A 22,184-nucleotide genomic window follows, 5' to 3' on the forward strand; every position below is an offset into this window, starting at 1 on the left:
AGGACTTTAGGGAGTGGTGCAGCGCAGGTCCATTTGAATGATCAAAGCGCCGCGATAGCCAAAATCTCTCTGCTGCCAGAGCAGGCTCAGGACAGCCGTGTCACCCCTTCGAGCGGGCAGTCGTAGATGGCGTTGCGCAGCGCGGCAATCGCCTCATAGCGGGTGAAGGTGCGGCGCCAGGCCAGTACCACGCGGCGCGTGGGCACCGGCTCGGCGAAGGGCACGAAGCGCAGATGGCTGCTGTCGGCCCCCACGCCCATCGAATAGCTGGGCTGGCCCCCGGGGGACTTCGGCCCGTCTTGGGGTGGCACGGCGACGGACCGGGCTTCCTTGGGCACCGACAGCGCCGGCACCACGGTGACGCCCATGCCCGAGGCCACCATATGCTTGATGGTTTCCAGCGAGCTGCCCTCGAAGCTCTTGCGGATGCCCTCGGCATCGCTGGAGAAGCGCGCAAACTCCGGGCAGACCTCTAGCACATGGTCGCGGAAGCAGTGGCCGGTGCCGAGCAGCAGCATGGTCTCGTTCTTGAGTTCCTGCGCGCTGACCGTTTCGCGCTTGGCAAACGGATGGTCGGCCGGCACCGCGACGACGAAGGGCTCGTCGTACAGCGGCGCAATGGCCAGGCCGGTGTCGGGGAAGGGCTCGGCCATGATGGCGCAGTCCAGTTCGCCGGTGCGCAGCATCTCCAGCAGCTTGACGGTGAAGTGCTCCTGCAGCATCAGCGGCATCTGCGGGTAATGCTCGATCACGCTCTTGACCAGCTTGGGCAGCAGATAGGGGCCGATGGTGTAGATCAGGCCCAGGCGCAACGCGCCGGCCAGTGGGTCCTTGCCGCGCTTGGCGATCTCCTTGATGGCGCTGGCCTGCTCGATCACCGACTGCGCCTGCCGCACGATCTCTTCGCCCAGCGGCGTGACCGACACCTCGCTGGCGCCGCGCTCGAAGATCTTCACATCCAGCTCTTCTTCCAGCTTCTTGATCGCGACGCTGAGCGTGGGCTGCGAGACAAAGCAGGCCTCGGCCGCACGGCCGAAATGACGCTCGCGGGCGACGGCGACGATGTAGCGCAGCTCTGTCAATGTCATGGGAAATCCTCTGGCTTTTGGGGAGCGAAGCCTACATTGTCCCCAGCCTGTGTCGATCGGGAGTCGCACGGCTACACTGCGGGCGCCCCGATTTCTGGGCCTGAAGAAGTGACGTAAACCATGACGAGCGAGCGCAAACCCATCGGCCTGCACCGACTGCTTGAAATGCATGCCAGCGGCGAGAAGATCGCCATGCTGACCTGCTACGACGCGGCCTTTGCCAGTGTGCTGGATGAAGCGGGCGTCGATGTGCTGCTGGTGGGCGATTCGCTGGGCAATGTGCTGCAGGGGCAGACCAGCACCGTGCCGGTGAGCTTGGAGGACATGGTCTATCACACCCGTTGCGTCGCGCGTGGTCGCAAGAGTGCCTGGCTGATCGGCGACCTGCCCTTCGACAGCTACCAGGCCAGCAAGGAAGAAGCCTGGAAGAGTGCCGCCGCGCTGGTCAAGGCGGGCGCGCACATGGTCAAGCTGGAAGGCGGCGGCTGGACCGCGCCCGTGGTGCGCTTCATCACCGAGCGCGGTATTCCTGTTTGCGCCCATCTGGGCCTGACACCGCAGACCGCCACTGCACTGGGTGGCTACAAGGTGCAGGGCCGCGACGAGGCGGCGGCAGCACTGCTCAAACAGCAGGCGCAGGAGCTGGTTGAGGCCGGTGCGCAGATGCTGGTGCTGGAGATGGTGCCGAGCGCACTGGCGGCCGAACTGACGCGCACGCTGGGCGTTCCCGTGATCGGTATCGGTGCCGGCGTGGCCTGTTCGGGTCAGGTGCTGGTGCTGCACGATATGCTGGACGTGACGCCCGGCCGCCGGCCGCGCTTCGTCAAGAACTTCATGCAGGGTGCGGCGTCCGTTCAGGATGCGGTGCGTCGCTACGTCGGCGAGGTCAAGGCCAAGACCTTCCCGCAGGACGACGTGCACGGCTACTGACGCCACCTGCGCGCGTCTTTGCTGGCCCCCGGCCCACCTCGCCGGGTGACGCACTCACGCGCGAGTTGCGGGCCAAGCCCGCAAGAGCTGAACAAGAAGGATCGCCATGCAAGTCCACCACACCATCGCCAGCCTGCGTCAAGCCCTGGCTACTGCGCCACGCGCTTTCGTGCCCACGATGGGCAATCTGCACGAAGGACATCTCTCGCTGGTACGCCAAGCCAAGGCCGAGATGGCCGTGCAGCACGGCGGTGGCCCGGTGGTGGCCAGCATCTTCGTCAACCGCCTGCAGTTTGCCCCGCACGAGGACTTCGACACCTACCCGCGCACGCTGGAGCGCGATTGCGCGCTGCTCGAAGGCGCGGGCTGCGATTTTGTCTTCGCGCCCAGCGAGGCCGAGCTGTATCCGGAGCCCCAGGGCTACAAGGTGATGCCGCCGTCCGAGCTGGCCGACATCCTGGAAGGCCACTTCCGGCCCGGCTTCTTCACCGGCGTCTGCACCGTGGTGCACAAGCTCTTCAACATCGTGCAGCCGACGCTGGCGGCCTTCGGCAAGAAGGACTACCAGCAGCTGATGGTGATCCGCCGCATGGTGGCGCAGCTGGCGCTGCCGGTGCAGATCATCGGCGGTGAGACCACGCGCAGCGACGAATCTGGCAATGAAGGCCTGGCGCTGTCCTCGCGCAACGGCTATCTCAGCGAGGCCGAGCGCGCCGAGGCGCTGCGTCTCTCCCGCACGCTGAAAGCGATGATCGCGCGCTGGCAGGGCGGCGAGCGTGATGTCGCTGCCATCGAGGCGGCTGCGCTGCAGGCCCTGCGCGAGGCCGGCTGGGCGCCCGACTACATGGTGCTGCGCCGCCAGCGCGACCTGGGCGCGCCCGTAGAGGGCGCGCCGCTGGTGGTGCTGGGTGCGGCCAGGCTGGGCACGACCCGCCTGATCGACAACCTGGAGTTGTGACTCCAGCTTGCCGTTGGGCTTACTGAACGCTGATCAGCTCGACTTCGAAGATCAGCGCGGCATTGGCCGGAATCGCGCCGCCGCCGGCACCTTGTGCGCCATAGCCCTGGGCGGCCGGAATCACCAGCGTGCGCTTGCCGCCAGCCTTCATGCCGGCGAAGCCCCGGTCCCAGCCCTGGATCACGGCGCCCGCGCCCAGCGTGAAGGCGAAAGGCGTCTTGCCGACGGAGCTGTCGAACTGGCTGCCCTTTTGGTTGGTGGCGCGCACGTCGTACAGCCAGCCGGTGTAGTGCACGGTCAGCCGCTTGCCGTTCAGCGCCTCGGCGCCGGTGCCGGCCAGCGTGTCGGTGGTTCTCAGCGCCTGCACCGCATTCGAGCCGGAGATCTCGGCCCAGGTCTGGCTGCTGTCGCCACCGCCACCGCCGCAGGCGCTCAGGCCCAGCATTGAAACAAGAGTCAGGGCCAGCAGATGGCGGCGCGTGGAGGCAGCAGTCTTCATGATCGATCAGTTCAGCAGTTGGAGTGAACGCAAGGTGGCAGTTTCCTTCTTGATGAGGGCTGCATGCAGGCCTTGCCCCGTGGCGGGCGAGTGTAGCGGTGCGCCGGCTCGCTAACCTTTGGTTGCATCTGACGCCGTGCTGCGTCATCGCTGCGGCCCCGGCAGTCGTTGAGCAGACATTCCGCCTGGAGAAGCCGCGATGCGATCCCTGTTCAAGCTTGCCCTGCCCGCCGTGCTGACCCTGTTGCTGAGCGCCTGCGGCGGCGGCGGCAGCGACGGCCCGCATGACAACGGCCCCTGGCCGAAGCCCAATCCGACCCCCTTCCCACCCACCAGCAGCTGCAGCAGCACGGGCCTGCAGGCCGCGGCGCAGAGCAGCTGGCCCAGTGTCTGCATGCTGACCAGCAGCGGCGAGCTGGTGATCGAGCTCTACGACCTGGGTTATGCACCGGCGACGGTGGCCAACTTCCTGCGCCTGGTGGCCGACGGCTACTACCGCAACACCTTGTTCCACCATGTCGACCGCGACTTCATCGTGCAGGCTGGCGGCTACACCAGCGGCCAGTATCTGAAGCCGCCGCCCTATGCGCCCATCGTGCTGGAGAGCAACAACGGCCTGTCGAACCGGCGCGGCACCGTCGCGATGGCCCGGCGCAGCGCCGCCAACAGCGCCACCACGCAGTTTTTCATCAACGTGGTCGACAACCCGGGCCTGGACTACAAGAGTGTCGCCGATCCCGGCTATGCGGTGTTCGGCCGCGTGATCTCGGGCATGAACACGCTGGACGCGATCAATGTCGTGCCGACCTACTTCTACAGCGCCAGCGACATCCGCCCACGCCAGGAGGTGTTGATCTACTGGGTGCAGCGGCTGAAGTGATCACTAGGCTTTCAGGAACTCCACCTTGCTGCCCAGCCAGCGCGTCACCTGCGCTTGGGCTGCGGCCGGGTGTTGGTCGAGCAGCTGCGGCGCCAGCGCCCGCGCGGCTTTCAGCAGTGGCGCATCCTCCTGCAGATCGGCGAAGCGCAAGAGCTCGGCGCCGCTCTGGCGTGCGCCCATGAACTCGCCCGGGCCGCGGATGTCCAGGTCGCGGCGCGCGATCTCGAAGCCGTCGGTGGTCTCGGCCATTGCGCGCAGCCGGTCCTTGCCGGTGATGGACAGTGGGCCGGTATAGAGCAGCACGCACACACTGGCCACCGCACCGCGGCCCACGCGCCCGCGGAGCTGGTGAAGCTGGCTCAGGCCGAAGCGCTCGGCATGCTCGATCACCATCAGGCTGGCATTGGGCACGTCCACGCCGACCTCGATCACCGTGGTGGCCACCAGCACGCTCAGGCGGTTGGCGCTGAACTCGGCCATCACCGCGGCCTTCTCCGCCGGCGGCATGCGGCCATGCAGCAGGCCTACGCCATGGCCGGCCAGCGCCGCGCTGAGCTCGGCATGGGTCTCGGTGGCGTTCTTCAGATCGAGCGTCTCGCTTTCCTCGATCAAGGGGCAGACCCAGTAGACCTGTTGGCCCTGCTCGACTGCATCGGCGATCTTGGCGATCACCTCCAAGCGCTTCGTGTCGGCGAACACCTTGGTGACGATGGGGCTGCGGCCGGGCGGCAGCTCGTCGATGGTTGAAACCGCCAGGTCGGCAAAGTAGGTCATCGCCAAGGTCCGTGGAATCGGGGTCGCGCTCATCATCAGCATGTGCGGTTCCATGCCCTGGCCGCGTCCGCGCGAGGCCTGGGCTTCGAGCTTCTTGCGCAGCGCCAGCCGCTGCGCCACGCCGAAGCGGTGCTGCTCATCGACGATGGCCAGGCCCAGCTGCTTGAACTGCACCTTGTCCTCGATCACCGCATGCGTGCCCACCACCAGGCCGGCGCTGCCGTCGGCCACGGCGTCGAGCATCTTCTGGCGCGCCTTGCCCTTGACCGAGCCGGTCAGCCAGGCGACCTTGATGCCCAGCGGCTCCAGCCACTGCACCAGCTTGCGGAAATGCTGCTCGGCCAGGATCTCGGTGGGCGCCATCAGCGCGCACTGCCAGCCAGCATCCATGCACACCGCCGCGGCCAGCGCGGCCACGATGGTCTTGCCCGAGCCCACATCACCCTGCAGCAGGCGGTGCATCGGTTGAGGCAGGGCCAGGTCTTGCGCGATCTCCTCGACCACGCGCTGCTGCGCGCCGGTCAGCGCGAAGGGCAGTGCGGCCAGCAGTTGCTCATGCAGGCCGCCGCGCGCGCCGCGCAGCGCCGGAGCCTGCAGTCGCGCCCGTTCGCGCTGCGCCTGCAGCTGGCTCAGCTGCTGGGCCAGCAGCTCCTCGAACTTCAGGCGCTGCCAGGCCGGATGGCTGTGGTCTTCCAGCGTGGCGAGGCTCGCACTGGGGGGTGGGTGGTGCAGAAAATCCAGCGCCTCGCGCAGCGGCGGCAGCTGGCGTGGCACGGTGCCGGCCGGCAGTAACTCCTGCAGCGGCGCGCGCTTCATCGCGGCCGCCACGGCCTTGCGCAGATAGGCCTGCGGCAGGCCGGCGCTGGCCGGGTAGACGGGGGTCAGGCTTTGCGCCAGCGGCGTGTCTTCATCCACCGCCTTGAAGGCCGGGTGCACCATCTCGCGGCCGAAGAAACCCACGCGCAGCTCGCCGCGCACGCGCAGCCGGGTGCCCACGGCCATTGCCTTCTGGTGCGAGGGGTAGAAGTGCAGGAAGCGCAGCAGCAACTCGTCGCTGTCGTCCTCGATGCGCACGATCAGCTGGCGCCGGCCGCGCAGCTCGATGCGGCATTCGCTGACCACGCCTTCGCACTGCAGCGTGTTGCCCTCGCGGCCGCTGCCAATCGGCACAATGCGCGTCTCGTCCTCGTAGCGCAGCGGGATGTGCAGCGCCAGATCGATGTCGCGCAGCAGGCCCAGTTTTTCCATCGCCTTTTGTGGGGCAGACTTGGGCTTGCTGGCGGCGGTGGGGGCGGTAGCGGCCTCGGGCATGGGCCGGATTCTGCCTCGGCGGGCGGTGCTTCGGCCGGTCAACGGCCCTGGCCGTCAGCGCGTTCATGCTTTCACTAACCAAGCCGCGCCAAGCGCAATTCATGCAATGAAACTTTTGAACAACATGCGAGGAAGGCCTGGCCTGCTGATGGCGGCGCTGGCCATGGCGCTGCTGAGCGCCTGCGCAAGCATGAGCGAGAAGGAATGCCTGAACGTCGATTGGACGGACAAGGGCTTGCGCGATGGACGCGACGGCGCCTTGCCGGATCTGGTGGAGTCGCACGCCAAGGCCTGTGCCAAGGTCGGCGTGCAGCCGAATGCCGCCGCCTGGCAGGACGGCTGGTCGCGGGGCATCCGCAGCTATTGCCGCCCGCAGCGCGGCTGGCAGCAGGGCTTGCGCGGCGAGTTCTACAACGGCGTGTGCGCCGATCAGCCGGATGGCGGGGAGTTCGAGCGCAGCTACGAAGCGGCCAAGCGCATTCACGAGATCGGCCAGCGCATCGATCGCAATTACATCGAGATGCAGCGGCTGGAGCGGGCGCTGGCGGATGCCAAGACGGACGATGAGCGCAAGCAGCTGCGCGCGCTGCTGCGTGCTCTGGACCTGGAGCAGTTCCGCCTGCGCAGCCAGCAGCAGACCCAGATGCTGATGGCACCACGCCCCTGAGCGGGGCGCGGTTTCTGACTCAATGAACGGTGGCGCGCGCCGCGAAGGCGCGAGGCCAGCGCCTTACAGCGGCTGCGGCGTGCTGCCGTGCATGCGGTCGTACTTCAGGAAGTACTGGCGTGCCAGGGCCAACAGTTGCTTGTCGCTGGGGTGGTCGACGGTTTCATAGCCGACCACGCTCGCCACCTGATTCGGGCGGTGCTTTTCCAGGTAGTGCTTGAAGTCGGCCTGGGCGGTCTTGGAGCCGGTCACCAGGATCTCGCCGATTCCCTTCAGCGCTTCACAGACGTCGGCGAAGAACTCGTGCTCGGTGCGCACCTCGCTGCCGTGCTGGCGGGTGTGGCGGCTGCTGGCCTTGACCTTCTCGGCCTGCACATGCTCGGCATCGAACTGCATGATGTTGGCGCTGTGGTGGTCCAGCCAGACGACGGCGTGAAACATGGTCATATCACTCTCTCCTTGGGGGTATCGATGGTGTGGTGTGCTCAGATGCGGCGGTGCGTGACCGAGCCGCTGGATTTCTCTAGGGCGCTCTGGCAGTCGATGCAGCGCAGCACCTCGGGGCTGTGCTGCAGCCGGTCGAAGGCGATGCCTTTGCCGCAGTCGATGCACAAGCCGTAGTCGGGGCTGCGCAGACGCAGCAGCGCCTCATTGACCTCGCGCAGCGCTTCCAGATTGCGATCGCTGCGGGCCAGATCGACCTCGCGTTCGGCATCATGCTCGCGTGCGTCGTCGGCGTCTTGCAGAAGTTGCTCGCGGGCGTGGGTCACCCGATCCTGACCGCCCAGCTGGGCTTGCAGCGACTGTTCCAGGCGCTGTTGCTTCTGTACCAGGGCGTTCTCCAGCAAGGCATGTTGGCCTGGGGTGAGGGCTTGGCTCATGGCGTGTTCTCCTTGAGCTCATGCTCTCACCGCCGCGCCGTTTCAGGCTTGAGATGAATCAACCCGGCGACAGGCGTGCGGCGCGAGAGGCCAATCGCTTGATCAGCGGAAGTAGCGTTGGCGCAGGCGCTCGTAGCGCCCGTCGCGACGCACGCTGTCCAGCGCGGCCTGCAGGCGACGCACCAGGGTGTCGTCCGAGCGTGGGTTGAGGCCGAACCAGTAGCTCTTGTCGACGTCGTAGTCCAGCACGGCTTGCAGGGTCGAGTAAGGCAGGTCCATCTGCTGAAGCTGCCAGGCCGCAGCCCAGTCCAGCATGGCCATGTATTCCATCCTGCCGGCCAGCAGCTTGCGCAGATTGTTGGTGTCGTCCAACGCCAGTTCCAGCTCCTGGCCGATGTCCAGGCCGTCGTTCTGCATTTGCCGTGCCGTAGCCGATTCACGCACCACGCCGATCTTGGCCCCGGCCAGCCGCTGCAGATTGGGCACGCCCAGATCCTGGCGCGTGGCCAGCTTGAACAGCACGATGCGGCGCGGGCTGATCGGCCCGACCCACTTGAACTGGGCTTCGCGCTCAGGCGTCCTGGTAAGCGAGAAGAGGATGGCATCAGGCCGCTTCTGCACCTGCTGCATGGCCCGGACCCAGGGCAGAACCTCGATCGACAGGTGGAAGCCCGCTTGCTGCCCCAGCATTCGCAGCAGTTCCGTGCTGAAGCCCTTGGCTTCTCGACCCTCGGCATAGTTCAGCGGCGGCAGGTTCTCGGTGAAGGCCTGCAGCACCGGGTCTTGCCTTGCGTTCGCCCAGCCCAGCGTTGGGTCAAGACTCAAGCTGGCGCCTAGTGCCATCACGCTACGTCGCTGCATCTCGCCGCTCTCCAAGCTCTTGTGCTCCCTGCAGCACAGTCTAGCGTTTGCGCTTCATGGGGCGGTGTCACGCTTCGCATGGGACAATTTCAGTCGTCCCCTCCCTCCTTCCTTCATTGGTACGGGTCTGTCCGGCCCTCAAATCTCATGACGACACGCAGCTACACGGTGGCCGATTTCGATTTCGCGCTGCCCCCCGAACTGATTGCACAGCACCCCGCCGCAGAGCGCAGCGCCTCCAGGCTGCTGGATGGTCGCACCGCAACGCCGGCGGATCGCATCTTTCGGGACCTGCCCGGCTTGCTGAATCCCGGCGACCTGCTGGTGTTCAACGACACCAAAGTCATCAAGGCGCGGCTCTTTGGCCACAAGGCCAGCGGCGGCGCGGTGGAGGCCCTGATCGAGCGCGTGCTGTCCGGCACGCAGGAGGTCTGGGCCCATCTACGCGCCAGCAAGAGCCCCAAGCCAGGATCCATCGTGCACTTTGCCGATGGCGCCTTCGATGCCGAAGTGCTGGGGCGCTGTGGACCGGATGGCGGCATGTTCCATCTGCGCTTCTCGGGCGAGCCGTTTGAATTGCTGGAGCAGCACGGCCATGTGCCGCTGCCGCCCTATATCGAGCACGCCGACGAAGAGGACGATGTGCGCCGCTACCAGACCGTGTTCGCCAAAGAGCCCGGCGCTGTGGCCGCGCCGACGGCGGCTTTGCATTTCGATGAGGGCGTGCTCGCCGGTCTGGCCGCACGCGGGGTGGAGACCGCCCATGTGACCCTGCATGTGGGCGCCGGCACCTTCCAGCCGGTCCGTGTGGACCAGATCAGCGAACACAAGATGCACAGCGAATGGTTCGAGGTCAGCGAAACCACGGTCGCTGCCATCGCGCAGGCCAAGGCGCGCGGCGGCCGTGTGGTCGCGGTGGGCACGACCACCTTGCGTGCGTTGGAATCGGCGGCCGTGTCCGGCACGCTGCAGGCCGGAGCGCGCGAGACCGACATCTTCATCACGCCAGGCTTCGAGTTCCGCGTGGTCGATCGGCTGATCACCAATTTCCACCTGCCCAAGAGCACGCTGATGATGCTGGTGAGCGCCTTCGCCGGTTACGAGCCGATCATGGCTTTGTATCGGCATGCGATCGCGCAGCGCTACCGCTTCTTCAGCTATGGAGATGCCATGCTGCTGGATCGGATACAGGGTTGACGCCGGGCTGCAGTGTCCGTAGAACGCCTCGAGTCGTCTCATGAGCTCACGCATGGCTGCTGCTTCACGGGCTTCGCTCTGTGCTTTTTTCCTGTGCTTGGCGCTGCCGGTTGAGGCTCGCACTGGCCAGGCGGTGGTTCGTCTGACCACGCATGAGCTGCCACCGTACAGCTATCGCGACACCACCCAGCAACGCCTTGCCGGCATCGCGGTCGAGGCCGTGGATTGCGTGATGCGCCGCATGGGCCAGCCCTTCGAGGTGCAGGTGCTGCCCTGGGCGCGCGCGCAGAAGATGGTGCAGCTAGGCGAAGCGGACGGCTTCTTTGCGGCCTCGCGCAACAGCGAGCGGGATGGCTACGCCGTGAAGTCCGCCATCATTGCCCCCCAGCAGTGGCGCTGGTACCTGTTGGTGGGCAATCCGGCCGATCCGTTGTCACCGGCGTTTCGTGAGACGGCCCAGGTCGGCAGCTTTGTCGGTGCCAACATGCTCGACTGGCTGCGCGAACACGGCTATCGCGCGGTGGCCACGCCGCCGACGACTGAAGGCCTGCTGAAGATGCTGCGTGCCGGCCGGGTGGATGCCATCCTGGCCAACAACCTGGTGATGGAGCGCCTGATCCAGGAGCAGGGCCTGGGCGGCCAGCTGCGCAGTGTGCTGCAGGAGGACCGCCCGCTGGGCGTGTACTTCTCCAAGCCTTTTCTGGCACTCCACCCCGGCTTTCTTGAGCGATTCAATGCGCAGGTCGGTGCCTGCCGAAGCACTGCGCGCTGAGCGGCCGCTCCCCGCCCATCCGCTTCGTTCACCGGACTCAGCCGATTCGGCAGGTGAATAGCAGGTCTGGGCTGAGGATCAGGGTGCCACGCGCAGCAACTCGTCGCTTGTGCCCTCCGGCCAACGGACGGTCATCTTGGTGGCACTCAGACTGGTGATGGTGAAGCTTGCGGTGCCGAGCCCGGCGCAGCCATTCGTGTCAACCTTGACACCAGAAATGCTGACCTTTCCGGTGGCCCGGTCCACGGTGTAGCTGGACAACTCGATGCCGGCCGGTGCCTTGCAGCCCGGATCAGTGGCCCCGACGGGATCGAGCAGCACGAAAGTGCCGTCGGCCAGAAAGACCAGGTGATGCCGGACGACCTCGCTTGCTGACTCGATCGCCCAGACGCCGACAATGCTGTCGCCCTGGCTGGTGATGCGGCGGAGCTCCCAGGCCGTATTGCCGTCCGCGGCGCTGCCGGTCAGCGTCCGGCCGGTCACCCGAAGCGTGAGGGCGAGCGAGGCCGCATCCCGGTGCGACAGGCCGGCGGTGGTGTTGCTGTCCAAGGTGATGCCGCTGCTCTTGAAGTTGTTCGTCAGCGGATCCCAGACCAAGGTACCGGCCTCGACGCCATTGCGCGCGGTGTTGGCCTCGGCGGCGGTGCCCATCAGGTACTTGCCCTTGTTGTCCATGCGCCAGAACTCAGGCACGGCATTGCCCGTTGCATCATGGAGTTGCCAGAAGCCTGCGGCCATGCTGGTGAATGCGGTTGTTGCCCCCGCGATCGCGGCGCTGGGCTGGACAACAGCGGTCTTGATGCCGGCGGTGTTGAGGATCTGCGCCAGCGAACTGTTGGCGGCGAAGCTTGCCGGTGCCTGCGTCAGGTCCAGCGCTGGCAGCGATGCGCTCTGCAGGGCGGCCGGCAGGGTGATCACCGTGCCGCCCGGTGTGGTGTTCAAGGACTGCAGCAGCACCATCAAGTTCGTCGCGATGTTGGACGCATTCGCGGGGTCCTTGCGCGCCAGATCCGACGGGTAGATGGCGGCGCTGCCTGCTGCGCTGCCCAGGGTCAGCGAGCCGATCTTGAAGGTGACGGTCTCGCCCTTGTTGTAGCGATAGGCACCCGTTGCGTCCGTCACGCCGATATAGCCACCGGATGTGCTGTAGCTCAGGCCGGCGACCGGCTCGTCGATGAAGATGCCGCTTAGCGCTGGAGCTGGAGCCGGGGCTGGGGCCGGAGCGGGCGCAGGTGCAGGCGCAGGTGCAGGTGCAGGTGCAGGTGCAGGTACAGGTGCAGGTGCCGGCGGGCTGCTGTCGCCACCGCCGCCACAGGCGGCCAGCAGCAGGGAGGTACTGAAGGCGAGGACATTGAGGCGTGATTTCATGAGGGTTCCCTGAGTCCGTGGACTATTGCTTTGCTTCTCGGGCACCAGGCCCGGGTCTATGGCAGGGCATGCTAGGCAGACGTGCAGCAAGCGGGTATCGACCAATTGGCCGATGGCGCAGGGTCGGGATAAATTGCAGTGATGAGAGTTGCTTTGCTCGACGACCACGCCCTGATGCGCGAGGGGCTGGCCGCGCTGTTGGAGTCTGCGGTTTCCGGTTTGACGTGCCTTCAGTGCGGCACCCTTGAGGCCTTGCTGAACATGCTCAACAGCGATGCGGCACCGGCGCTGGTCTTGCTGGATCTGGGGCTTCCTGATGTCCAGGGCATCGAGGCTCTGCAGCGCGTGCGTGAGTTGGATGCTGCGGTGCCTGTGATCGTCGTGTCTGCCGATGAGCGGACCGAGACGGTGCTGGCCTGCCTGGAGGCTGGGGCTGCCGGATTCATCCCCAAGACCGCCAACTTTGAGCAGTTGCTGGCGCGGCTGTCCGGCGCGCTTCAGGGGCGCATCCAGCTGCCGTCCCACCTTGGGCTTCAGCTCGGTGCCGTGCCGTCAGCGCCGACGTTCTCAGGCCGACAGCAGGAGGTCCTTCAGCTCTTGCTCGCGGGCTTGAGCAACAAGGTGATGTGTCGCCAGCTGCAGATGTCGGAGTCAACGCTCAAGACGCACCTGGCAGTCATCTTTCGCAAGCTCGGCGTGAGCCGGCGCGCCGAGGCCATGGTTGTCGCCATGAGCCTGGGCCTCAGGATGCGTTTGGGTGCTCAGGCGCCGGAGTCTGGTGCAGCTGCTGCCACAGCTCAGCCGGGCTGAAGGGTTTGTGCAGGATGATCCAGCGGCCCGTCGGTGGCTGGCGCTCGGCGCTCATCAGGACCGCGCGGAGTTGCGGCCAGCGGTCCAGCAGGGCACTCAGCATGCCGGCGCCGTCGAGTCCGGGCAGGCGCAGATCGCTCAACACCCAGTCGGGTGGCGGAAGCGTGGTGTGGGCCAGTGGTTTCAGCACTGACTCCGCGTCGGCAAACGCCTGCACCCGCAGCCCCCAGCCTTGCAGTTGCTCAGCCAGTGCCTCGCGCAGCGACGCATCGTCTTCGACCAGCCAGACCTGCATCGCGGGCAACGCGGGCAGGGGTGGTGCCGTGTCGGGCGTTGCGGCGCTCACCCCAGGGGAGATGGGGGCCTCGATCAGCGGCACTTGCAGCCGGAAGCAGCTGCCCCGTCCGGGCTGCGACTGCAGCGTGATGACATGGCCCAGCTTTCTGGCTGCCTCCTGAACAATGGCCAGCCCAAGCCCGGTGCCGCGTTCGCGGGCACGCGCCGGATTCTGCAGCTGCACGAAGGGCTCGAAGATGCGCTGCTGGTCGGCCGCAGCGATGCCGGGCCCGGTGTCACGAACCTCCAGCCATGCGGTCGTGCCCCGGCGCCGCAGTGCCAGCAGCACGCCGCCTGAATCGGTGTGCTGGATGGCATTGCTGAGCAGGTTCCTCAGGATCTGTTCCAGCAGCAGGGGGTCCGACAACACCCAGGCCGTGCTGGGGCGCACCCGCAATTGCAGGCCGCGCGCCCGCGCCAGCGGCTCGGCATGCAGGCAGATCGAGTCGAATAGGCCTTGCACGCGGACTGGGCCCGGCGCGGCAAGCGCTTCCGTTCGGCTCAGGCGCGAATAGTCGAGCAGACCCTTGAGCAGCGATTCCAGACTCTGAAGCCCTTGCATTGCGCGATCCAGCAGCTGACGCTGGCCGGGTTCGGTTGTCCGGCTGCGCGCCATGCCGAGCTGCAGACCGATGGCTGTCACCGGTTGGCGAAGGTCATGGCTGGCCGCGTCGAGGAGTCGCGTCTTGGCAAGGTCCGACGCTTGCAGTTCTGCCGTGCGCTGGGCGACGACACGCTCCAATTCCACTTGATAGCGCTCGCTGCTGCGCAGCGCGACAACCAGCCGCTCCGCCAGAAGGCTGGCGAAGGCGATCATGGCCAGCGGCTGGGCCCACGGCATGATGAAGCTCGAGGTCACCGGCAGCCGGCCCTGGCCGACCAGATAGTCATGAACTGCGGCGCCCATCATGATGAGCAGGGCTGACGCCAGTGCGCCGCGCCGCCAGCCGCCCACCCTGTGCGCATGAGCCAGGATCAGCCAAAGTGCGGGCAAGGCCATCAGCATCAGAAGCGGGTAGGCCCAGGTTCGCCAAGGTTCCAGGCGACCGAGCCAGGCAGCCATGCTTCCGCCCAGCAGGAGCAAGGGTGCAGCGATGTGCAGCAGCATGCGGTAATGCGGCAGGCGCCGCTCGCTCCAGGCCAGAGCAAACCAGCTCAGCAGCAGGACGCTCATTACCTGGCATAGGTAATAGAACAGGTCCAGCGCCCAGACCAGCCCGTAGGGCACCGTCAGGCCATAGACGCTGTTGCGGACCGAGGTGAGCAGGCTCAGCAGCGAGAACAGGCCCAGTGCATGCTCCTGCCGGCGTTCCAGCCACAGCAAGAGCAACAGCAGCGAGAAGCCTGCGGCCAGCATATTGACCCACTGCGGCAGCGTGGCCTGCCGCATCAATGCCCATTGGTGAGTAGGCTGCAGGCTCGCCGCCGGACCGATCCAGATCGCTGAGAGGCCGCCACGCCGGCGGTGGTAGACCTCCACGACCAGCTCGTTGCTGCCTTGCCTGAGCGAGTTGGCAGGCATCTCCAGCCAGGTCAGCACAGCAGAGGCATGGATGCGCAGTTCGGGCGTGTCCTCGGGGGCATGAACGAGCACGCCGTTGAGCCAGATGCGATGAAAGCGGCTCAGGCGTTCAGCCCGCAGTGCCCAGGCCTGCCCGTCGGGCGGCGCCTCGCGCATCTCGAACGGTATGCGGTAGCGGCCGAAGCCATCGGCAGGCAGGCCGCGCTGCTTCCAGGTGTCTGGCAAACGCACCGGCTTTTCGGGATGGGATGCATCACGACTGAACCAAGCCTGCCGGATCTCCAGGGTCGTCTGCGGCCAGGCACTGCTGGCACAGAGCATCAGCAAGAAGGGCATTAACCAGCGCCAGAACCTGCCAGTCGGTCGCCCGGAAGGGGACAGCCATCGCATCGTTACCCACTCCTTTCGGTCGGCAACGATAGCCTATCTATCCTGCGGGCCTCTCGCCGGCCCTCAGCCAGCCCACCCGCCCCTGCCCGCTCTCATTGAGGCGTGCCACGAATCCGCCAGCGGCCGATTCTGGCAGGCTGAGCGTCAGCTCCACCTGGGCGCCATGCTGCACGTCCAGCAACGCGGCGCCGGCCTGCTGCTCGATCTCGCGGCGCAGCAAGCCTTCCAGCGCATAGGGCACGGTGCAGCGCAGCTGTTGCAGGCGCAGCTGCGGCACTTTCTCGGCGTTCAGCAGCGCCTGCGCCACGCTGTCGGTGTAGGCGCGCACCAGGCCGCCTGCGCCCAGCTTCACGCCGCCCCAGTAGCGCACCACGCTGGCCAGCACGCCTTCCAGATCCTGGTGGCGCAGCACCTCCAGCATGGGGCGGCCAGCCGTGCCGCTGGGCTCGCCATCGTCGACGGCGGCAGATTGGCCACCGGCCATCAGCGCCCAGCACACATGCACAGCCCCTGGGTGCTGCTCTCGCAACTCGGCCACGCGGCGCTGGGCCATCGCCCGGTCGGCGCAGGACTCGACGCAGGCGATGAAACGGCTCTTCTTGATGATCAGTTCGCTGTGAACCGCGCGGGCAAGGCTGTAGGGCATCGTGCCGGCATTTGAACTCAGCTTGGGCGCTGCATTGAGTGGTCTCGGTGTGTCATGGGCCGGCCCGGCGGGGTGCTGGTTGAGCGAGCAACATGCCGGCGGCCAGCGTCTCGCCCACATGGCGGCTGAAGATGGACTTGACGGTGCCATCGCTGATCATGGTGTTCAGGGCTTGGCGCAGCCGCTCGCGGTCTTCGGCACTGACACGTTGCCGCGACATGATGAGTCCATGCACCAACTGGTCCTGCGGGGCCCAATCCATCACCTGGAACTGCTGCGCCAAGCCCGGGTCGTGCAAGAGCAGCGCCCAGCTGGTCGGCAGCGCGATCAGGGCATCGACGCGCCCGGCCCGGAACAGCCGAACCCCTTGGTCGAAGTCGGCGACATCGACGACCCGGTTCTTCGCCCGCAACTCGGCCAGCCAGGCGTCGTACAGCGCGCCATGCTTGAAGCTCTTGACCGCAGCGACCTGGGACTGACCTTGTTTGACGAAGGACTCAGGCGTTGCCAAGGCGGGCAGCAGCGTTCGGCGCAGCAGTGCGAAGTTGCGCGTCTGGAAGTAGGGGACGAACTCGGCGAACTCTTCGCGCTGCGCGGTGGCGATGCCGGACACGCTGAGATCGAGCGCATGGCGCGAGAGCTGGTCCCAGATGCGTACCCGGGACTCCAGCACGGTGTTGAACGGGCAGCCGCTGCGGCGCGCCAGCTCGTCCACGATGTCCTTGTCGATGCCTTGCCGCTTCCCGTCAGCGCCGCGGTAATAGAGGACGCCCAGTTCATAGAACGCCAGGGTGTAGCGGGCACAAGCGGCGGAAGCGTCCAGCGAGGCACATAGGAGCAGGCCCAGCAGGGAAAAGAACGGTCTTGATCGAAAACGCACGGACGCAAATCCAACGGTTGCGATGGCGCCTGCTTGTGATGCAGGTCTGGCTCCCTAGCGTGTCTGCAGTCTATGCCAGCCGGCCGCAGCTCAAGGCTGACGGCTGCTCCGGCCAGCCTCGTATCGCACCTGCCTGGCCATGTCCGGCCCGAGATGCTGGCGCAGGATCTGGTCGAATTCACCATCCGTCAGCATGCTCTCGAGGTGGCGACGCAGCAGCAGCTGGTCGGCCGCAGTAACGCGGCTGCGCGACAGCACCAGACCTGCAGTGATGGTGTCCTCCGGCGCCCAGTCCAGCAGCACATGCTCGCTCAGCGCCTGCTTGCGCCAAGGCTCGATCACCATCGGATGGGCAAACACCATGGCCACGCGGCCGGCCATCAACACCTTGAAGGCCGTAGGGAAGTCCGCCACCTCGTCCACGCGACCCTGGGTGCGCAGCTGTACCAGCCAGCCGTCGATGCGGGGGCCGTACTTGAAGCTGCGCACCGCAGCCACGCGCAGCGAGGGGTCCGCCAAAAACTGCGCCGGGCTGCCGGCTGAGGCGGCCAGGCTTCGCCCGATCAGCGCATGGTTGCGTGTCGAGAGGTAGGGCAGGAACACGGCGAAATGCTCACGCTCCGGGGTGGGAATGCCAGAGACGGTGATGTCCAGCGTGCCGTTGCCCAGCTGCTGCCAGATGCGCGAGCGCGACTCCACCCGGGTCTGGAGCACGCAGCCGCTGCGGCGCGCCAAGGCGTCGATCAGATCCTTGTCGATACCGCGCATGTCCTCGGAGCCGGCTCGGTAGAGCAGGGCGCCGAATTCGTAGAGGCCGACGGAATAGGGGCCGCAGGCCCAGCTGGCGTGGCTGAACAGGCTGAGCGCCGCTGCCCACAGCAATCGGCGCGCGAACACGCGTGGATGCACCATTCGCCTTGTCTCATCAAGGGCCTGCTTGCTGCAGGTCTGTTGCCCTGTTTCGCAAGTCTACAGCGCGACCCGGCGCCGTCGGAGCCGCCAAGGCGGCCTGCGCCTGAGACAATCGCGCCCATCATGCTGAAGTTCGAACTGCTCAAGACCGAAGGCCGCGCCCGCCGCGGCACGCTCACCCTCAACCATGGCGTCGTGCAGACGCCCATCTTCATGCCGGTGGGCACCTATGGCACGGTCAAGGGCGTGATGCCGCGCTCGCTCGAAGAGATGGGCGCGCAGATCATCCTGGGCAACACCTTCCACCTGTGGATGCGGCCGGGCCTGGACATCATGCGGCAGTTCGGCGGCCTGCATAGGTTCGAGAGCTGGAACAAGCCCATCCTCACCGACAGCGGCGGCTTCCAGGTCTGGAGTCTGGGCGAGATGCGCAAGATCTCGGAAGAGGGCGTCAAGTTCGCCTCACCGGTGAACGGTGACAAGCTGTTCCTGACGCCCGAGATCTCGATGCAGATCCAGACGATTCTGAACAGCGACATCGTCATGCAGTTCGACGAGTGCACGCCCTACGAGACCAAGGGCCACATCACCACCGAGATCGAAGCGCGCAAGAGCATGGAGATGAGCCTGCGTTGGGCCAAGCGCTGCCAGGACGAGTTTGCGCGGCTGGAGAATCCGAATGCGCTGTTCGGCATCGTGCAGGGAGGCATGTTCGAGAACCTGCGCGACCATTCGCTGGCCGGCCTGGCTGCGCTGGACCTGCCGGGTTATGCGATCGGCGGCTTGAGCGTGGGCGAGCCCAAGGCCGATATGCAGCGCGTGCTGGCCCATATCGGTCATCAGCTGCCTGCGCAAAAACCGCGTTATCTGATGGGTGTGGGCACACCGGAGGACCTGGTGGAAGGCGTCAGCCAGGGCATCGACATGTTCGACTGCGTGATGCCCACCCGCAATGCGCGCAACGGCCATCTGTTCACCCGCTTCGGCGACCTGCGACTGCGCAACGCCCGCTACAAGACCGACGAGCGGCCGGTGGACGAGACCTGCAGCTGCTACTGCTGCCAGAACTTCAGCCGCGCCTATCTGCACCACCTGGACCGCTGCGGCGAGATGCTGGGCCCGATGCTGACCAGCATTCACAACCTGCACTACTACCTGAACCTGATGAAGGAAGTCCGCGAGGCGCTGGATGCGGGCGATTTCGCGGGCTTCCAGAAAAAGTTCACCGAGGACCGCGCGCGCGGGGTGTGATCCGGCACGGGGCGCGCTTTGACACCATGATGCGGCGATGCCGCTGATCAAGACGCTTTTGGCCCCGCTGCGCTGGCTGCTGCGCCTGCTGCTGGCCCTGCTCATCCTGTTCGAGGAATGGGGCTGGGAGCCGCTGCAGCGGGCCATGGCCTGGCTGGGCCGGCTGCCGCTGCTGCGCCAGCTTGAAGCCGGTCTGAAGCGCCTGCCGCCCTATGCGGCACTGCTGGCGCTGGCACTGCCCAGCCTGCTGCTGATCCCGGTGAAGCTGGGTGCGCTGTGGCTGATCGGCAAGGGTCAGGCCTTGCTGGGCCTGGGTCTGATCCTGGCGGCCAAGCTGGTGGGCACCGCGCTGATCGCCCGGCTGTTCCAGCTGGTGCAGCCGGCCTTGCTGCAGCTGCCCTGGTTCGCGCGGCTGTATCTGCGCTGGACGGCCTGGAAAGGCGCGCTGCTGGAATGGGTGCATGCCAGCGCACTGTGGCGCAGCGCGCGGGCTGTCAAGCTGCGGCTGCGCCGCTTCTGGCGGCGCGAGGGCTCGAAGGCCGGCGGCGGCTGATGTCCGGCCACGGTGCCTGGGATACCCGTCAAGGCCCAGGCGGGCCTGAGAGAAGCTGCGCCTCAGCCTGGTGAACGCAGCGCCAGCAGCTCCCCGATCCGCTGCTGCAGCCGCTCCGGGCTCACTTCGGTGCGGGCCAACGGCGCACCGGCCAGCAGGCCCACGCGGCTGAAGAGGCCGCGCCTGAAAGGCTTGACCATTGCTTCGCCACGCTCGACGCGCGAGAAGAAGGAGCCCCACAGGTTCTGCAGCGCCAGCGGCACCACGGGCACCGAATCCTGGCCTTCGAGGATCTTCATCACGCCACCCTTGAAGGGCTGTAGCTGGCCGTCGCGGGTGATGCCACCCTCGGGGAAGATGCACAGCAGCTCGCCATCGGCCAGCACGGCGCGGGCCTGGACGAAGGCGGCTTCGTAGGTGGTCGGGTCGTCCTTCTGCGGCGCGATGGGGATGGCCTTGGCCAGCTTGAACAGCCAGCCCAGCACCGGGATGCGGAAGATGCGGTGGTCCATCAGGAAACGTATCGGCCGCGGGCTGGCTGCCATCAGCAGCACCGCGTCGATGAAGCTGACGTGATTGCAGACCAGCAGCGCCGCGCCTTGCGTTGGGATGTGCTCGTCGCCGCGAATCTTGAAGCGGTAGATCAGGCGCGACACCACGAAGGCGACGAAGCGCAGCAGGTACTCCGGCACCAGCAGGAAGATGTAGGCCGCCACCACGGCATTGGCCAGGCCCACGGCCAGGAACAGCTCGGGAATGCTGAGGCCCTGGCTCAGCAGCGCGCCGGCCAGCAGGGAGCTGGCGATCATGAACAGCGCATTGAGGATGTTGTTCGCCGCGATGATGCGGGCGCGGTGCGTGGGCTGGGCGCGCAGCTGGATCAGCGCGTACATGGGCACGCTGTAGAGCCCGGCGAACAGCGCCAGCAAGCACAGGTCGGCCAACACGCGCCAGTGCGCGGCCTGTGCGAAGAAGTCCGAAAGGCCCAGCGCGCCGGCCGTGGGCGGCAGGCCGCGCGAGGCGAAGTAGAGGTCGATGGCGAACACGCTCATGCCGATGGCGCCCAGCGGCACCAGGCCGATCTCCACATGGCGGCGCGACAGCACCTCGCACAACAGTGAGCCTGTGCCAATTCCAACGGAGAACACGACCAGCAGCAGTGAGGCTACCTGCTCGTTGCCATGCAGCACTTCCTTTGCGAAGGCCGGGAAGTTGGCCAGGAACACCGCGCCGAAGAACCACATCCAGGAGATGCCCAGCAGCGAGCGGAACACCGCCAGCTGCTCATGTGCCAGCTTCAGATTGCGCCAGGTCTCTGTGAACGGATTCCAGTTGATGCGCAGCTGCGGGTCGGTGGCCGGGCAGGGCGGAATGGCCTGCGCCGTCAGGCGCCCCAGCAGCGCCAGCGCGAAGCAGACCATCGCCACATGCTGGGCGCCGACCAGCGGCGTGGCGATCAGCAGGCCGCCGGCCACATTGCCCAGCAGGATGGCCACGAAGGTGCCCATCTCCACCATGCCGTTGCCGCCGGTGAGCTCGCGCTCGCCGAGTTGCTGCGGCAGGTAGGCGTATTTGACCGGGCCGAACAGCGTCGAGTGCAGACCCAGCAGGAAGACGCAGCCCAACAGTATCGGCACGTGGGTCGTGTAGAAGCCCCAGGCAGCCAGCGCCATGATGGCGATCTCCAGGCTCTTGATGAAGCGCATCAGCTGCGTCTTGTCGTGCTTGTCGGCCAGTTGCCCGCTGGTGGCCGAGAACAGCACGAAGGGCAGGATGAACAGTGCGCCAATTGCCAGCCCGGCCTGGGCCGGCGGCAGCCAGGCCAGCTGCAGCTGGTAGGTGACGAGCACGGTGAAGGCGAACTTGAACAGGTTGTCGTTCGCGGCGCCGAGGAACTGGGTCCAGAAAAACGGCGCGAAGCGGCGTTGCGTCAGCAGCGCGAACTGGCTGCCATGAGGCTCGGACATGGCTCTCTCCCTAATGGTTTTGTTGTTGCACCGATTCTGCCCGCTGCGCGAGCCCCGTTTGTGGCAACCAGGCGAAGACTGAGTCAACCGTCACGGTGGCGATGCGTCCGGCGAAGTGCTGCGTGTCCGGATGATCGTCGAAAGCAACGTGCGCCATGCCGACGCGCGCACCCAGCCTGGTGAAGGGCGAAAGCTGCAGAACCGTCGGCCTGTAGCCTTGCGCCTGCAGCCAGGCCTGGGCGTCGGCGCGGCCGCGCAGCCCGGGTCGACTGGCCGCGGCCAGTGTTTCCAGCGCCCATTGGTTGCTCTGTTGGTACTGGCGTGACCACGGGTAGGCCACCATGCTGTAGCGCGGCTCGTGCAGGGCGGCGACGCGCGCATCGTCCTGCAGCAGCGGCAGCAGGCTCCGCTGCAGGGCCGGGCTCAGTGCAGCATAGGCAGCCTCGTAGCGCTGCGGCCGGTCCAGGAAAAACTCGCCCAGGCCCTGGCGGAACAGGTCGCCGCGCGCTGTGCCGCAGTGGTTGAGCTTGTGCAGCACACGCCATACGGGCTGCGGGCCGCGGCGGTCGCGGTAGGCGAAGCCCAGGTGCGACCACTGCAGGCCGTACTTGCCCAGGTCCTGGCCGGCGCGGGCCAGCAGCACGACATCGGCAGCGCCGGCGTCGAGCTGGCGCGCAGCAGCCTCGGCCAGCGCCATGCCGCGCTCGATCTGCTGCAGGCTCAGTGGCTTG

The 22,184-nt window shown here is 66.6% G+C and carries 22 protein-coding genes; 9 read left to right on the top strand and 13 right to left on the bottom strand.

Annotation, left to right across the window (positions count from 1 at the left end):
- Positions 1-86: 86 nt before the first annotated feature.
- Complete coding sequence (locus tag ACIQ67_RS14180) at positions 87-1,088, bottom strand: LysR substrate-binding domain-containing protein (RefSeq protein ID WP_397535022.1); 1,002 nt, start codon at positions 1,086-1,088, stop codon at positions 87-89.
- Positions 1,089-1,208: 120 nt separating this feature from the next.
- Between ACIQ67_RS14180 and panB the strand changes: the two genes are divergently transcribed.
- A complete protein-coding gene (gene panB, locus ACIQ67_RS14185; RefSeq protein WP_397535023.1) occupies positions 1,209-2,018 on the top strand; it encodes a 3-methyl-2-oxobutanoate hydroxymethyltransferase in 810 nt (269 codons plus the stop codon).
- Between the two features lie 106 nt (positions 2,019-2,124).
- Positions 2,125-2,976, top strand: a complete 852-nt coding sequence (gene panC, locus ACIQ67_RS14190) for a pantoate--beta-alanine ligase (protein WP_397535024.1) — start codon at positions 2,125-2,127, stop codon at positions 2,974-2,976.
- 19 nt (positions 2,977-2,995) lie between these two features.
- On the opposite strand, the gene ACIQ67_RS14195 is transcribed toward panC, so the two are convergent.
- A complete protein-coding gene (locus tag ACIQ67_RS14195; protein WP_397535025.1) occupies positions 2,996-3,475 on the bottom strand; it encodes an FKBP-type peptidyl-prolyl cis-trans isomerase in 480 nt (159 codons plus the stop codon).
- Between the two features lie 199 nt (positions 3,476-3,674).
- Here ACIQ67_RS14195 and ACIQ67_RS14200 point away from each other — a divergent pair, with 199 nt between their 5' ends.
- A complete protein-coding gene (locus tag ACIQ67_RS14200; RefSeq protein WP_397535026.1) occupies positions 3,675-4,355 on the top strand; it encodes a peptidylprolyl isomerase in 681 nt (226 codons plus the stop codon).
- Between the two features lie 3 nt (positions 4,356-4,358).
- Here the strand turns inward: ACIQ67_RS14200 and recG are convergent, their stop codons facing one another.
- A complete protein-coding gene (gene recG, locus ACIQ67_RS14205) occupies positions 4,359-6,440 on the bottom strand; it encodes an ATP-dependent DNA helicase RecG (protein WP_397535027.1) in 2,082 nt (693 codons plus the stop codon).
- Positions 6,441-6,546: 106 nt separating this feature from the next.
- Here recG and ACIQ67_RS14210 point away from each other — a divergent pair, with 106 nt between their 5' ends.
- Positions 6,547-7,107, top strand: a complete 561-nt coding sequence (locus tag ACIQ67_RS14210) for a DUF2799 domain-containing protein (RefSeq protein ID WP_397535028.1) — start codon at positions 6,547-6,549, stop codon at positions 7,105-7,107.
- A gap of 63 nt (positions 7,108-7,170) precedes the next feature.
- Here the strand turns inward: ACIQ67_RS14210 and ACIQ67_RS14215 are convergent, their stop codons facing one another.
- From ACIQ67_RS14215 to ACIQ67_RS14225, 3 genes are all read right to left on the bottom strand, one after another.
- Positions 7,171-7,554, bottom strand: a complete 384-nt coding sequence (locus tag ACIQ67_RS14215; RefSeq protein ID WP_397535029.1) for a hypothetical protein — start codon at positions 7,552-7,554, stop codon at positions 7,171-7,173.
- 38 nt (positions 7,555-7,592) lie between these two features.
- Complete coding sequence (locus tag ACIQ67_RS14220) at positions 7,593-7,988, bottom strand: TraR/DksA family transcriptional regulator (RefSeq protein WP_397535030.1); 396 nt, start codon at positions 7,986-7,988, stop codon at positions 7,593-7,595.
- Between the two features lie 102 nt (positions 7,989-8,090).
- A complete protein-coding gene (locus ACIQ67_RS14225) occupies positions 8,091-8,849 on the bottom strand; it encodes a substrate-binding periplasmic protein (protein WP_397535031.1) in 759 nt (252 codons plus the stop codon).
- A gap of 147 nt (positions 8,850-8,996) precedes the next feature.
- Between ACIQ67_RS14225 and queA the strand changes: the two genes are divergently transcribed.
- Positions 8,997-10,046: a tRNA preQ1(34) S-adenosylmethionine ribosyltransferase-isomerase QueA gene (gene queA / locus ACIQ67_RS14230; protein WP_397535032.1), complete on the top strand. Its 1,050-nt coding sequence runs from the start codon at positions 8,997-8,999 to the stop codon at positions 10,044-10,046.
- 40 nt (positions 10,047-10,086) lie between these two features.
- Positions 10,087-10,818: a substrate-binding periplasmic protein gene (locus ACIQ67_RS14235; RefSeq protein WP_397535033.1), complete on the top strand. Its 732-nt coding sequence runs from the start codon at positions 10,087-10,089 to the stop codon at positions 10,816-10,818.
- Between the two features lie 78 nt (positions 10,819-10,896).
- Here the strand turns inward: ACIQ67_RS14235 and ACIQ67_RS14240 are convergent, their stop codons facing one another.
- Positions 10,897-12,186 carry a hypothetical protein gene (locus ACIQ67_RS14240; RefSeq protein WP_397535034.1) on the bottom strand — a complete coding sequence of 430 codons (1,290 nt, stop codon included), beginning with the start codon at positions 12,184-12,186 and terminating at the stop codon, positions 10,897-10,899.
- 141 nt (positions 12,187-12,327) lie between these two features.
- Between ACIQ67_RS14240 and ACIQ67_RS14245 the strand changes: the two genes are divergently transcribed.
- Positions 12,328-12,996, top strand: a complete 669-nt coding sequence (locus tag ACIQ67_RS14245) for a response regulator transcription factor (protein ID WP_397535035.1) — start codon at positions 12,328-12,330, stop codon at positions 12,994-12,996.
- Here ACIQ67_RS14245 and ACIQ67_RS14250 read toward each other — a convergent pair.
- From ACIQ67_RS14250 to ACIQ67_RS14265, 4 genes are all read right to left on the bottom strand, one after another.
- Entirely contained in the window at positions 12,929-15,190 is a 2,262-nt protein-coding gene (locus ACIQ67_RS14250) for an ATP-binding protein (protein WP_397535036.1), read from the bottom strand. The two genes, ACIQ67_RS14245 and ACIQ67_RS14250, sit on opposite strands and share 68 nt — an antisense overlap.
- Before the next feature lie 91 nt (positions 15,191-15,281).
- The gene (locus ACIQ67_RS14255; RefSeq protein ID WP_397535037.1) at positions 15,282-15,890 is read right to left on the bottom strand and encodes an IMPACT family protein; all 609 of its coding nucleotides are present in this window, start codon (positions 15,888-15,890) and stop codon (positions 15,282-15,284) included.
- 52 nt (positions 15,891-15,942) lie between these two features.
- Positions 15,943-16,770, bottom strand: a complete 828-nt coding sequence (locus ACIQ67_RS14260) for a substrate-binding periplasmic protein (RefSeq protein ID WP_397535038.1) — start codon at positions 16,768-16,770, stop codon at positions 15,943-15,945.
- Positions 16,771-16,860: 90 nt separating this feature from the next.
- Positions 16,861-17,682, bottom strand: a complete 822-nt coding sequence (locus ACIQ67_RS14265) for a substrate-binding periplasmic protein (protein WP_397535039.1) — start codon at positions 17,680-17,682, stop codon at positions 16,861-16,863.
- Between the two features lie 123 nt (positions 17,683-17,805).
- On the opposite strand from ACIQ67_RS14265, the gene tgt reads away from it, so the two are divergent.
- A complete protein-coding gene (gene tgt, locus ACIQ67_RS14270; protein ID WP_397535040.1) occupies positions 17,806-18,933 on the top strand; it encodes a tRNA guanosine(34) transglycosylase Tgt in 1,128 nt (375 codons plus the stop codon).
- 37 nt (positions 18,934-18,970) lie between these two features.
- Positions 18,971-19,486, top strand: a complete 516-nt coding sequence (locus ACIQ67_RS14275; RefSeq protein WP_397535041.1) for a hypothetical protein — start codon at positions 18,971-18,973, stop codon at positions 19,484-19,486.
- A gap of 62 nt (positions 19,487-19,548) precedes the next feature.
- On the opposite strand, the gene ACIQ67_RS14280 is transcribed toward ACIQ67_RS14275, so the two are convergent.
- Both ACIQ67_RS14280 and ACIQ67_RS14285 read right to left on the bottom strand, forming a co-directional pair.
- On the bottom strand, positions 19,549-21,453 hold the full coding sequence (locus ACIQ67_RS14280; RefSeq protein WP_397535042.1) for an MFS transporter: 1,905 nt from the start codon (positions 21,451-21,453) through the stop codon (positions 19,549-19,551).
- Positions 21,454-21,463: 10 nt separating this feature from the next.
- The coding region (locus ACIQ67_RS14285; RefSeq protein WP_397535043.1) for a DUF2145 domain-containing protein at positions 21,464-22,184 on the bottom strand (721 nt) is incomplete at its 5' end.

It is taken from the genome of Roseateles sp. (genome assembly GCF_044373315.1).
Classification (GTDB): Bacteria; Pseudomonadota; Gammaproteobacteria; order Burkholderiales; family Burkholderiaceae_C; genus JACDQM01.